The 13,084-nt window shown below is 49.2% G+C and carries 13 protein-coding genes; 9 read left to right on the plus strand and 4 right to left on the minus strand.

Annotation, left to right across the window (positions count from 1 at the left end; translation table 11 throughout):
- Positions 1–163: 163 nt before the first annotated feature.
- The 5 genes from L692_RS0114380 (at position 164) to L692_RS0114400 (ending at position 4,779) form a co-directional block, all read left to right on the plus strand.
- Positions 164–961, plus strand: a complete 798-nt coding sequence (locus L692_RS0114380; protein WP_025700874.1) for a PTS mannose/fructose/sorbose/N-acetylgalactosamine transporter subunit IIC — start codon at positions 164–166, stop codon at positions 959–961.
- Positions 954–1,772, plus strand: coding sequence for a PTS system mannose/fructose/sorbose family transporter subunit IID (locus tag L692_RS0114385; protein WP_025700875.1), 819 nt, complete (start codon positions 954–956; stop codon positions 1,770–1,772). Before L692_RS0114380 ends, L692_RS0114385 begins: the two co-directional genes overlap by 8 nt.
- Before the next feature lie 30 nt (positions 1,773–1,802).
- A complete protein-coding gene (locus L692_RS0114390) occupies positions 1,803–2,225 on the plus strand; it encodes a PTS sugar transporter subunit IIA (RefSeq protein WP_025700876.1) in 423 nt (140 codons plus the stop codon).
- A 1-nt stretch (position 2,226) separates the two neighbouring features.
- Positions 2,227–3,912, plus strand: coding sequence for an alpha-glucosidase (locus L692_RS0114395; RefSeq protein ID WP_051503505.1), 1,686 nt, complete (start codon positions 2,227–2,229; stop codon positions 3,910–3,912).
- Positions 3,913–4,023: 111 nt separating this feature from the next.
- Positions 4,024–4,779 (plus strand): MurR/RpiR family transcriptional regulator, encoded by a 756-nt coding sequence (locus tag L692_RS0114400; protein WP_025700878.1) that lies wholly within the window; start codon positions 4,024–4,026, stop codon positions 4,777–4,779.
- A 674-nt stretch (positions 4,780–5,453) separates the two neighbouring features.
- Here L692_RS0114400 and L692_RS0114405 read toward each other — a convergent pair.
- Both L692_RS0114405 and L692_RS0114410 read right to left on the minus strand, forming a co-directional pair.
- A complete protein-coding gene (locus L692_RS0114405; protein WP_025700879.1) occupies positions 5,454–6,494 on the minus strand; it encodes an NAD(P)-dependent alcohol dehydrogenase in 1,041 nt (346 codons plus the stop codon).
- A gap of 132 nt (positions 6,495–6,626) precedes the next feature.
- On the minus strand, positions 6,627–7,172 hold the full coding sequence (locus tag L692_RS0114410; protein WP_025700880.1) for a TetR/AcrR family transcriptional regulator: 546 nt from the start codon (positions 7,170–7,172) through the stop codon (positions 6,627–6,629).
- 184 nt (positions 7,173–7,356) lie between these two features.
- Between L692_RS0114410 and L692_RS0114415 the strand changes: the two genes are divergently transcribed.
- Genes L692_RS0114415 through L692_RS0114425 form a run of 3 tightly spaced genes read left to right on the plus strand, consistent with a single transcriptional unit; the run spans position 7,357 to position 9,858 of the window.
- Entirely contained in the window at positions 7,357–7,686 is a 330-nt protein-coding gene (locus tag L692_RS0114415; RefSeq protein WP_025700881.1) for a carboxymuconolactone decarboxylase family protein, read from the plus strand.
- 13 nt (positions 7,687–7,699) lie between these two features.
- A complete protein-coding gene (locus L692_RS0114420; RefSeq protein WP_025700882.1) occupies positions 7,700–8,683 on the plus strand; it encodes an aldo/keto reductase in 984 nt (327 codons plus the stop codon).
- Positions 8,684–8,685: 2 nt separating this feature from the next.
- On the plus strand, positions 8,686–9,858 hold the full coding sequence (locus L692_RS0114425; protein WP_025700883.1) for an MFS transporter: 1,173 nt from the start codon (positions 8,686–8,688) through the stop codon (positions 9,856–9,858).
- A 29-nt stretch (positions 9,859–9,887) separates the two neighbouring features.
- Here the strand turns inward: L692_RS0114425 and L692_RS0114430 are convergent, their stop codons facing one another.
- Positions 9,888–10,805 (minus strand): AraC family transcriptional regulator, encoded by a 918-nt coding sequence (locus L692_RS0114430; protein ID WP_025700884.1) that lies wholly within the window; start codon positions 10,803–10,805, stop codon positions 9,888–9,890.
- Between the two features lie 192 nt (positions 10,806–10,997).
- Here L692_RS0114430 and L692_RS0114435 point away from each other — a divergent pair, with 192 nt between their 5' ends.
- Complete coding sequence (locus L692_RS0114435) at positions 10,998–11,981, plus strand: aldo/keto reductase (protein ID WP_025700885.1); 984 nt, start codon at positions 10,998–11,000, stop codon at positions 11,979–11,981.
- Between the two features lie 569 nt (positions 11,982–12,550).
- Here L692_RS0114435 and L692_RS0114440 read toward each other — a convergent pair.
- The coding region (locus L692_RS0114440) for a sensor histidine kinase (protein WP_025700886.1) at positions 12,551–13,084 on the minus strand (534 nt) is incomplete at its 5' end.

Below are 13,084 nucleotides of genomic sequence, written 5' to 3' on the forward strand. Positions count from 1 at the left end.
AAAACAACAGTCAAGAAGATGGTCTCGGTCAATGATAAGGAAGTCGCCGATTTAAAAGCTTTAAAAGAAAAGGGAATTCCAGTCACCTTCCACTTTGTGCCGGGAGATGCGGAAGAACCATTGGAAACCTATATTAAATAACCAGGCAGGAAGAGGATAAAACATGGAGATTATACAAGCGGTACTTATTGTTGCATTGGCCTTCTGGATGGTTCTTGACCAACAAGGCTTTGTCATTACGACCTGGTTTCCCTCCATTATCGGAATGATTGCCGGGCTGATTATGGGAGATGTTGCGACAGCAATGGTAATAGCGGGCACCTTCCAATTAATGGCCCTGGGAGTAGCGAACATCGGCGGGTCCTCCGTACCCAATTATGGTCTTGCAACGCTGGTTGGCATTTATGTAGCCCTCCGTACCACCAATGATATTGAGAATGCGAAAGCTATTGCCTTAGCGGTCGGCGTACCTGTTGGAATGCTCGGTATTCAATTGGATGTGCTGGGCAAGATACTCAATTCCTATGTTTCGCATGCTGCTCAAAAGGCTTTAAACGAAGGGAAATTCGGGAAAATGAACCGTATTTTCTGGATTGGCCCGCTTATTTTCGGGTTAACGACAGCGGTTCCAACCTTACTCTGTGTCATATTCGGAGATAAAATCGTAAGGGTGCTGCTCGATGTCGTACCGAAATGGTTCACAGACGGATTATCCATAGCCGGATCTATGCTGCCGGTAGTCGGGATTGCCTTATTGCTTCAGTTTATGCCAGTGAAGAAATACCTGACGATGCTCTTGATCGGATTCGTGATTTCCGCATATCTGGGCTTGCCGATCCTGGGGATTGCCATTCTAGGCTTCGCCTTTGCCTATTATTACTTCACCCAAAAAATGAATAGTACACCCGCAGCGGCGGGGAGCGGCAATACCTCAGTTGAAGGAGACGAATTCGATGAGTAACACAGAGCCGGCAACAAATCAGGTAACGAAAAGAGATATTCGGTCAGCGGCCATCCGGTATATGTTCATGGCTTGCAACACCTTTAATTACGAGAACCAGCAGGCTCCGGCGGTTGTGTTCGGACTGAGCAAGGTTTTGCGAAAAATATATAAAAAAGATGAGGACTATAAAGCATCGTTAAATAATCATTTTAACTATTTCAATACTACGACCTGGATGGCCAATCTCCTGTTAGGAGCCTCTGTGGCGATGGAGCAGAAAGATGGAATTGAGTCAAAGGAAGCGGTTCAAGCTTTTAAGACAGGGATGATGGGACCGCTTGCCGGTGTTGGAGATACGCTTGTTTGGGTATTATATCCAACCATTATGGGCTCTATTGCCGGGTATATGGGGCTGCAAGGCAACCCGATAGGCGCAATGATTTGGCTGTTGTTAAACATTGTATTTTTCATTCTTCGTATTAAATTGTTCGATGTGGGCCATACCTCCGGTTTGAAATTAATAACCGCCCTTGGCGACCGATTAAATGTCTTTACTGAAGCGGCTTCCATCATGGGCTTAACGGTAGTCGGCGCATTGATCCCGTCCGTTGTGAAAATGAATGTTCTGCTTAAGTATCAAACGGGGGAAGTCACGCTGCCCATTCAAACAGAAATTCTGGACAAAATTATGCCTGCATTGCTGCCGGCTGCTTTAACCATTGTCGTTTATAAATTGATCGCGTCGAAGAAATTCAGCATCACTCATATAATCTTTATGGTCATTGCATTGGCGTTGATCTGTTCATACTTGGGAATTTTGGGCGTTTAATTTATGCAGAATAGAAGGGAAACGAAACATATGCGAAAAATTATCATTGCAAGCCATGAAAAAATGGCAGAAGGCATAAAAGACACGCTAAACTATATAAGTAAAGGTATCGGTAATGTTCATGCCCTGTCAGCCTACCTGACCAACACACCGGTTAAGGAAGAAGTTAAGGAATTATTGGGCGATGTTGGGGAAGAAGATGAGGTAGTGGTATTTACGGACCTGCTCGGGGGATCGGTAAATCAGGCCTTTGCAGCGTATTTAGACCGTCCGCATTTTCACATCATAGCGGGAATAAATTTACCGGTTATCATCTCTGTACTGGTGCAGCCCGAGGATGAATATTTAACAGCGGATCAGATACTTAATGCCGTGCAAGAAGCAAGGGAACAGTTAGTCTATGTAAATGACTTCGTCGCCAATATGCCAAAGGATGATGAAGAAGATGAGTAAGATGATGAATGAAAAAGATTGGTGGAAGCAAAGCGTCGTTTACCAGGTCTATCCGCAAAGCTTTAAAGATACAACCGGAAGCGGAATCGGCGATTTAAACGGAATCATTGAGAAGCTCCCGTATTTGGCGGATTTGGGCATCAGCGTGATCTGGCTGAATCCGATTTACCAATCGCCGCTGGTGGACAATGGATATGACATTGCAGATTATTACAAGATTAATCCCGAATATGGAACCATGGAGGGTTTCAAACGGTTGCTGGATGAAGCGCATCGCCTGGACATCAAGATTATTATGGACCTGGTGGTTAATCATACAAGCGATCAGCATGAATGGTTTAAGAAGTCTTGTGAATCCCGCGACAATGAATTTTCGGACTTTTACATTTGGAAGGATCCCAAGGAAGATGGAAGCCCGCCCACGAACTGGGGCTCGACGTTTGGCGGTCCGGCTTGGGAGTATGTCGAGAGCCGCGGACAATATTATCTGCATCTGTTTGCTAAAGAACAGCCTGATTTGAACTGGGAGAACCCCAAGGTTCGTGAAACCATTTATGATATGATGAAATTCTGGTTCGAGACGGGCATCGACGGTTTCCGGATGGATGTCATCAGCTTGATTAGCAAACGTCAGGATTGGCCGGATGCGTCGGATGACGCAATCTATACCAAATCGTATTACATCGGCGCCTCTAACGGACCGCGCGTTCATGAGTTTCTCCATGAAATGAATCGGGAGGTGCTGAGCAAATACAATATTATGACTGTGGGAGAGACAGCCAATACCAACAGTGATCAGGCGATATTATATACAGACCCGGAGCGGGAAGAATTAAATATGGTCTTCCATTTTGATCACATGCACCTGGACTATGGACCCTATGGAAAGTTTTCAGACATTCGCTATAAGATGAGCGATTTACGGGACATCATGACGGAGTGGCAGCACAAGCTGGAAGGCAAGGGGTGGAACTCGCTTTATTGGAGCAACCACGATCAGCCTCGGGCGGTTACGCGCTTTGGAAATGACACGGGCTATCGCGTAGAATCCGCGAAAATGCTGGGAACCCTCCTTCATATGATGAAAGGCACGCCCTATATTTATCAAGGGGAGGAGCTGGGAATGCGCAATGTCCGCTTCGCTTCCCTGGATCAATATAAAGACATTGAAACTTACTGTATGAAGGAAGAATTTGAGGACAAAGGACTTCCGGAAGAGTACATTAAAGAGTCCATTTTCCTGAAATCCCGCGATAATGCGCGCACACCGATGCCGTGGAATGGAACAGCGCCGTATGGATTTACAAACGGAACACCGTGGATTGAGTTCAGCCCGGACAATGCCTGGATCAATGTGGAGGATTGCCTGGCAGACCCCAATTCGGTGTACTACCATTACAAAGAATTAATTCGCCTGCGGAAAGAGCTGCCGGTCGTGGTTGACGGAGTGTATGAACTGATTAATCCGGGCGATTCCGCTGTCTACGGATATACGCGTACCCTGGATAGGCAGAAATTGGTAGTAATCTGCTCCTTCTCTGAGAGCAAGGTGAATTACAAGCTGCCTGAAGAGCTGAAGAATTCATCCGGGAGATTATTATTATCGAATTATCCGGATACTAAGAAAGAGCTGCATGATCTGGAACTTCGCCCGTATGAAGCGGTAATTTATTTTATTGAACCATAAAAGAACGGACTGGACCAGTAGGGACTTTCTCTTACTGGTCTTTTTCGTAGTGTAGTATACTAAAAATCGATAATAATACTATGAATTCTTGATATCACAAGGAGAAGCCTTATGGATTTTGACTTGCGCGTTAAAATAAACTATGACAACCTGACCGATTCTGAAAAAGAAATGGTAAGATTCATAATCAGTCGGCCCCAGGATGTCATTAGGATGAACATTATCGAATTAGGCGAGACCATGCTTAGTTCAAAAAGCTCGGTGCTTCGCTTGGCACAAAAGCTGGGATATCATGGATTCTCAGAGTTGAAGTATGCTCTTCGGTCGGACATGACCCTATCCTCACTTGAACCCAGTGATTTGACTCTGTTATTAAAACAGGATTTGGACCGGATTTTTCGATATGTGGAGCAAACGAATTTCCAGCCCTTTCTGGAGAAGTTAAAGAAGGCGCGAATGGTCTTTCTATATGCCACCGGTTTCTCACAGAATAATTTCACGAAGGAATTCTCCAAGGATTTAATGATCGCGAATCGGCAAAATATATTGATTTCAGGCGAGACAAACCTGGCGATTAATAGTTCGATCATAACGGAAGAGGATTTGGTTATATTTACTTCGTTTAGCGGCGAAACCGAAATGATAAAGGATGTCGTTCGGGCGTTAAAAATTAAAAAGGTAACGATTGCGGCCATTACTAAATTCGGAAGTAATTTTTTGGCTGAGCATGCCGACCATTCATTCTTTTTTGAAGCAACCCCGTTGCCAAGTCATCAAAGGCAAGGCGTTCATTCATTGATCGGGTTAGAGGTGATATTAGATGTAATTGCACGAAAATATCGTGAGTTTATCCTCTTTGATGAATAATCAATGTGCAGTACATGTTTGGGACAGAATGAGACCCTTGATTCATCAGAATGAGTGATGAGCCAAGGGTCTTTTAGATTTTAAGCCAAACGACTGCCGACAGGCGCCCGGGGACAACGGGGATATTTTTTTACATAAGGCGGCTTTCCATACCTTTTTTTGGAAAAAGAAAACCCAGGTGTTCCGCTGCCCTCTGAAATAGCCTTTGGCATTCCTCCATCAAACCAAGCTAGGAATTAGGGCAATCGCTCTAACATCAAGGGACAGGTCAGGTTGGTTATGATTTTAGTTCAGCATCATTGCAAAACAGCTAAAGTGCAGCTTTTTTCGATCAAAAACGTTTTTTCTCAAAGAAATCCTGCAATTATACAGGGATTTGAGGCTGTGCTGATTGAATTTGAGGCGGAGCGGAGAAAAACCTGTATTTCCGTAGGCATGTTATACATAGCTAATCTCAGGCGATCAAAAGATGCAGAATCTCAGGTTTTCTGATCTCCGGTTTCATAAGTTTTCTGATCTTCGGTTTCATAAGTTTTTTGACTTCCTCCGGCCTCTAAATAGCCCTTGGCAAATGCGCATATTTTTCTCTGCTGCACAAATCGTTCATTGGATTCCAGAAAAAAAGATGGGTCAACCCACCTAAGCGGGCTAACCCATCTTTCATCAGAACAAAATTACAAGGTAGATACATCAATAACGAACCGGTAACGCACATCGCTGCGGAGGACGCGCTGATATGCTTCGTCTACCTGGTCCGCGCGAATCACCTCGATTTTGGGGGCAATGCCGTGCTCCGCAGAGAAATCGAGCATCTCTTGCGTTTCCCGGATTCCGCCGACGAGTGAGCCGGCAATGCTGCGGCGGCCCATGATCAAGGAAAATACCTGGTACTTGTCCGGTTCGGCCGGCGCGCCGACATTGACAAGCGTTCCATCGATGCGAAGCAGCGACAAATACGCATCAACGTCGAGATTTGCAGACACGGTATTTAAGATGAGGTCGAACTGACTGGCCAATGTTTTGAATGTGGCGGGATCGCTGGTTGCAAAATAATGATCGGCGCCAAAGCTCAGGGCTTCCTCTTTTTTATCGATCGACCGGCTCAAGACGGTGACTTCAGCGCCCAGGGCATGCGCATACTGGATCGCCAGATGACCAAGCCCCCCCATTCCCACAATGGCGACCTTCTTGCCCGGACCGGCGTTCCAGTGCTTCAAAGGAGAGTATGTCGTGATGCCTGCACATAGCAGAGGGCTTGCTACATTCAGCTCCAGACTGTCCGGAATACGGACAACGAATCGTTCCGTTACGACTATTTTTTGGCTGTATCCGCCGTAGGTCGGATTGCCGTCATAGTCCAGGGCGTTGTAGGTAGCGACAAAGCCTTTCGTACAATATTGCTCCTCACCCTTAAGGCAGTATTCGCATTCCCCGCAGGAGTCAACAAAGCAGCCAACGCCCACGCGATCGCCAACCGCAAATTTGGTCACTTCTGTTCCTACGGCCGATACAATACCAGCGATTTCATGACCGGGAACCATGGGGAAGATTCCGCCGCCCCATTCATCGAAGGCGCTGTGGATGTCGGAGTGGCAAATCCCGCTAAACTGAATATCGATCAGGACGTCATGCGGGCGTAAGGCTCTCCGCTCAATCGTAGTTTTTTCAAATGGCGCTTTTGCGCTGGGGACACTTAGAACACGAGTTTGGCACATATTTGTTCTCTGCTCCTTTTCTTTTGAAGATAAAAAACATTGATGCTTTAATGCACATCTGTCTAGTATTATAAACATATCCATACGACATACAATTGTTAAATCCGCCGTATTTGTTCATTAATGAACAGATCATATATTTCTTTCTAATAAAGTCCCCAGTTGTCTGGCCAAGACATCATGCGGGAAAGGTTTATCATTCATGAACCACCACTCCACCACCCCGACGTAAGCCGACGCAACGAACCTGACGATAAGCTCTTCATGCAGCCCCTGGTTTTTCCCTCCGTTTATGTCCACTTCTTTCCGGAACTCTTCGATCAGGAAGTCAAGGAACCGATTGCGGAAGTAAGGAGCCCCTTTGCTCGCCAGCATCAGCGAAAAGAAGGAATAATGGCTTTCGAAGTATTCGCAGAAGATCAGCGTCGCCTCGATAAAATCCAATTGGCATGCCGATTCACACAGCTTCCGCAGCTCGTCAATATGTTCTTCAATGAGCTTATCCAGCAAATCAAATTTATCCATGTAATGAAGGTAGATCGTTCCGCGGCTCACGTTCGCCCTGTCGGAAAGATCCTGGATCGTAATGTCATCGAAATTTTTTTCCGACATCAATTCAATTACAGCTTTTTTTAGCGCTTCCTGCGTTTTGAGTATTCTTCGGTCCACTTTGGACATTGCAAGGTCACCATGCTTTCTTGAAAAATAATTCACATCTATAGAGTATCTGTTCAGTAATGAACAAATTGCGCTCAATTAACAATTGAAGCTGTTCTGTATCTGTTTATAATTATAGACGAATGTTCATTAATGTATCAACAATCATTATTTCCCGAAAATTAATGAAAAGAGGGGATCGTCCATGTCAAATGAACAAGAGCTTACAGGCGCACAAAGAGCGATCGGAGATTTTGCCCCGAAACTCGTGGAGCTTACCGATGATGTTCTGTTTGGCGATGTCTGGGAACGCAAGGAGCTGGCTCCGCGCGACCGCAGCTTGATTACCGTAGCCAGTCTGATCGCCGGAGGGAATACGGAGCAACTGGGATTTCATTTGAACAAGGCCAGAGAGAACGGACTGTCGGAAGCAGAGCTGAAAGAAGTCATTATTCATCTTGCTTTTTACGCGGGGTGGCCGAAAGCGATGTCAGCTATTAGGGTTGCCAAGGAAGTGTTTGTGAAAGGGAAATAAGGGAGGTTTTAGCTTGAAATACCGCACAGTTGGAAGAACAGGAATCCAGGTCTCGAATTTATGCTTTGGCACGATGTCTTTTGGCGGCAACGCGGATGAAGAGACGTCCAAAGCGATGTTCAAGCGCTGCCGGGAAGCCGGGATTAACTTTTTTGATACGGCGAATGTATATAGTGGAGGGCGGTCCGAAGAAATCCTGGGGGAGTGTATCGCGGAATGCCGGGACGAGATCGTACTGAGCACCAAAGTGTTCTATCCCATGGGAAAAGATATCAATGCCGGGGGACTCTCCCGCCGCCATATCCTGCTCGAAGTTGAGAATAGTCTGCGGCGGTTGAAGACGGATCGCATCGACTTTTACTTTGTGCATATGTTCGATGAGAAGACCAAGGTGGAAGAAACGCTCCGCGCGCTTGACGACCTTCAGGCACAGGGTAAAATTCTCCATCCGGCGGTAAGCAACTGGGCGGCCTGGCAGATTGCCAAGGCACTGGGGATTTCCGCAAAAGAGCAGCTTGCCCGGTTTGAATTGATCCAACCGATGTATAGTCTGGTTAAACGTCAGGCCGAGGTCGAAATTTTACCGCTCGCCGCTTCCGAACAAATAGGGGTCATTTCCTACAGCCCGCTCGGAGCCGGACTTCTTACAGGCAAATATGGAGTGAACAGACGGCCGGAGCAAGGGCGGCTCGTTGAGGAGAAGAGATATACGGACCGCTACGCGGATGAGATGAATTTTGCCGTAGCCGACCGCTTTAACGCCTATGCCACGGAGCGTGGCGTGAAGCCCTCGACGCTGGCCGTCGCCTGGGCGATGTCGCATCCTGCGGTAACGGCGCCGATTATCGGGGCAAGAAATCTGGAGCAGCTTGAGGATTCGCTCGCTGCGGCTGATGTGGACATGACTCCGGAATGGCGCGATGAAATCTCTTCGCTTTCGATTGCTCCCGCACCCGCAACGGACCGCGGTGAAACGCTGCTGCCGATGTGGACCTGACAATGAACAACACCTGGAAAGTTTACTTGCTGGCCTTCATTACCTTCATGACCGCTACATCGGAGTTCATCATTGCAGGTATTCTGGACAAGGTAGCGGCCTCCGCCCATATTTCGGTATCGTCGGCAGGACAGCTAATTACGGCATTCGCGGTTGCCAATGCAATCGGCACGCCTGTTGTAATGATGGCGATGGCGAAAATGGATCGGCGTAAGCTATTAATGCTGTCGCTCGCTACCATTATGCTCGGCAGCGTTTTGACAATCGTCCTTCCCGGCTTCGGTTTTCTCATCTTCTCTCGCGTTCTGCTTGCTGTAGGAAGCGGGGTTTTTGCCACCATCGCCAAGACGCTTGCGTCAAGGCTGGCTTCACCTGAACGCCGGGCCGGGGCGATTGCCACCGTTATCACAGGGGCCAGTGCCGCCCTTATCGCCGGGGTTCCGATTGGCCGGGTTGTGGCCGCAGCTTACGATTGGAGGGTCATCTTCTGGGGGATCGGTATTCTCAGCCTGCTGGCCATCTTCACTGTGGCGCGAATGTTTCCGGCCACAAATGGCGAGGAAGCCGTCCCTCTGGGCAAGCAGCTCACTCTTTTGAAGAATCCGAAAATTGTAATCGGCCTTGGTATAATATTTTTCTGGCAATTAGGATATGCGGTACTCTTCTCCTATATCGCCCCTTTCCTGTTAACCGTCCCACGGATGAGCGAACGGGAAGTGAGCGCTGCTCTCTTTGCCTTCGGCATCGCTACGCTAATAGGTTCCAAGTTCGGTGGATTCCTGACGGACCGGATCGGCATCCCCCGGACGCTTGTGGGCGGCATGGTTGTCCATGTCATTGCTCTTGTGCTGCTGTCCACGATTGCCGGATCAGCCTCTGCTGCCATTCCGCTCATGATGCTGTGGGCTTTCTCGGCCTGGTCATCCGGCCCAGGTATGCAGTATAATCTGGTCTTGCTCGCTCCGGAGGCATCGGGAATCATGCTCAGCCTGTACGGTTCCATTTTGCAGCTGAGCATCGCTGCGGCCGCCGGAATCGGGGGGATTGCCGTGAGAAGCGCATCGATGCCGGCGGTCAGTTGGACCGGGGCGGCGTCTGTCGCGGTTGCTGCCTGTATTGCGGCGGTCTCGTTTAGCTCTACCCGCTCGTCCAGTGGTAGTATAGCGATGAAGTGAGGGTGGATTTCCACCGCCGGACAGGAGGATCATGCGTCCAGGCGGCGGTCATATTTTTCCTTCAGACGCTTGATGTCCGCTCTTGGCGGAGCGCCGAACATACGGGAATACTCCCGGCTGAATTGGGATGCGCTTTCGTAGCCTACCCGGAAAGCGACATCGGCGGCGTCCGCCGACTCGGACAGCAGAAGGCGCCGGGCTTCCTGCAAGCGCAGCTGTTTCTGAAACTGAATCGGGCTCATCGCGGTGACCTCTTTGAAGTGCCGGTGAAACGTAGAAATACTCATATTGGCTGTGTCGGCAAGCTCTTCAATGCGCAAAGGCTTATCACAGTTATGGATAATTTGCTCGATCGCGTACCGGATTCGGTAGGTGCTGCTTCCCTCCATAGCAATTTGGGCGAGAGCAGCGCCGTATTGCCCTTGCAGAAGCCTGTATAGAATTTCTTTGGTGTAAATGGGAGCAAGGAACGGAATGTCTTTCGGATTGTCCAGCAAACGGGTTAACCGGAGTATTGCATCCAGTATAGAACTCTCTATCTTGCCGACAAACAAGGCTCGCTTGGCATTTCCTTTCGAAGCGATTTGGATGTCGGAATCATTGATAACCTCCAGAATCTGACTCTGCGTAAATTCAAGCCTGAAGCTCAAATACGGAATGCGGGGAGAAGCTTTGATGACCTGGCTCATCACCGGCAGATTCATGGATGAAATCAGGTAGTTTGCCGGACCGTACTCGAACCGCTCCTGTGCCAGCAGCACCTCTTTTAAACCTTGAGCGATAAAGCATAGGGAAGGGTTGTACACTCTGTGGGCCGGCTTGGTCAGATTAGAGTTGCGAAAAAAATATAAAGAGGGAATCGCGGTCTTGTGAACTCCGTCCCGGCCGGTATGCCGCTCGATCCGTTTGACGAGTTCATCCCTCTGGTCTCGTATTTCCTCAGACATAGGCTCCTCCTTGTTGGTGTTCTCTTGCTCAATTATAAAGCATCTGCGCCAGTGGCGTTAATGGGAGTGAGAGGATTAGGCAAGCATTTAAGATGAATGGGATAACGGTTCTTTTTCATTTATTGGATAATAAGGGTATGCCCGATTCGGGGCGGAGTGAAGCCTATACCAAACAAAGGAGTTGTGCCATTTATGGATTATGTCAAACTTGGTCGTACCGGTCTGGAAGTCTCACGGATATGTCTTGGCTGCATGAGTTATGGGGTGCCCGAACGCGGAATGGCTCCCTGGTCGCTGAATGAAGAGGAAAGCCGACCCTTCATTAAAAGAGCGCTGGAGCTTGGGATTAACTTTTTCGATACGGCGAATGTGTACTCCGATGGAACAAGCGAAGAATTTGTCGGACGCGCCCTGAAGGAATATACACGCCGGGATGAGGTGGTCATCGCGACAAAGGTATTTTTCCGTATGAGTCCGGGCCCAAATGGTGCTGGACTTTCCCGTAAGGCGATCCTGAGCGAAGTTGATAACAGCCTGAAACGGCTGGGTACGGATTACATTGACTTGTACCAGATCCACCGCTGGGATAACACGACGCCGATTGAAGAGACGATGGAGGCGCTCCATGATGTAGTCAAGGCAGGCAAGGTCAGATATATCGGAGCGTCTTCCATGTATGCCTGGCAGTTCCTGAAAGCCCAGCATACTGCTGAGCGCAACGGCTGGACCAAGTTTGTCTCCATGCAGAATCTCTACAATTTATTGTATCGGGAAGAAGAGAGGGAGATGCTGCCGCTTTGCCGCGAAGAGGGAATCGGCGTCATTCCGTGGAGTCCACTTGCCAGAGGCTGGCTAACCCGGGATTTGGATGACCAAACCGCCCGTTCAGAGAAGGACGCAGCCGGACAAGCTTTTTATTCGAAAATGGCCGATGCCGACCGCAAGGTTGTGGAGCGAGTTGCCGAAATTGCCGCCAAACGGGGCATTCCGCGCGCGCAGGTTGCGCTTGCGTGGGTACTGCACAAGGAGCCGGTAACCGCCCCGATCATCGGCGCAACAAAGGCCCATCACCTGGAGGATGCCGTTGCCGCGCTGTCGGTGAAGCTGGATGCTGACGAAATGGCGAGCCTGGAGGAGCCTTATGTGCCTCATCCGGTGCTGGGGAATCTGAGCTAGGCGGGATGCCCGTCCGCCTGGCTGCTCACATTGATAAATTAACGGAACTGGAGTTGGCGCAGCACTGCTATTGAGAGCCAGGGAGGAATACAAGCTATTTACACGGTTAAAAAATCTGTTGGCGATCAAGGGATATCGTTTATTCGTTATTTGCATGCTGCTGACCGGGATCGGATTTTCGATTACAGCGCCGTATTTGGCTCTGTATTGCACCGAAGATTTTGGGATGAGTGCGGGAGCCTTTGGCGTGTTTATGGCAGTCAGCTCATTAAGCGGTGTGGTGGTGAATTCGCTTATTGCCAAACGTTCGGATCGCGGACAGGACCGGAAGTGGATCATAACTTCTTTATGCTTCTCATTGCTGTCATCCCGCAAATCTACGCCTATGCGCAGGAATCGGCAAATGCCAGCGGGTCCGATGACAAGATTTTTGCGATGTCGGCCTTACGTTCGCTTATATCTCTCGGATTTCTGGTGGGGCCACTAGGCGGGACCTTCATTTGGGGAGCTGCTGGATACAAGGGGCTTTTGTGTGGATCGACCCATTGGCTATTGCTGAAAATTCCCCGTCAGGCATTACGCCTGACGGGGTCTTTGCTAATCCGCATAGCGTCCCGCTCTGCTTCCCCCAGCGGAATTTCAATCGTGAACGTGCACCCGGGATTCCCGTTCAAGGAGGCGTGAATTTCGCCGCCGTGCAGATGGAGCACCTCGCGGGCAATCGCCAGCCCTAGCCCGCTTCCGGGAACGCCGCTGTTGCGCGCAGGATCGACCCGGTAGAAGGAGTCGAATACATGCTTCAGCGCCTCCGGCGGTATGCCCATTCCGCAATCGCTCACATGCAGCAGCAGGGAGCGGGGCGTCATCCGGGCCTCCAGGGTAATAGAGGAACCCGGATAAGAGTATTTCACCGCATTATCCAGCACATTGTCGACTGCTCTGCCCAAATAGTAGACGTCCGCGGTGACCGGCGTGTCCATATTCTGTGGAAAATCATAGCGGAGTGTGCGCCCGTCAAGGACGAGGGGGTCATTCCATTTGGCAAGCAACCGCTCCAGCAGAGCGGTTGCCGGCATCGTCTCCGGCTTCAGCCGGGGCTGTCC

Source organism: Paenibacillus forsythiae T98, assembly GCF_000520735.1.
GTDB classification, from domain to species: Bacteria; Bacillota; Bacilli; order Paenibacillales; family Paenibacillaceae; genus Paenibacillus_AQ; species Paenibacillus_AQ forsythiae.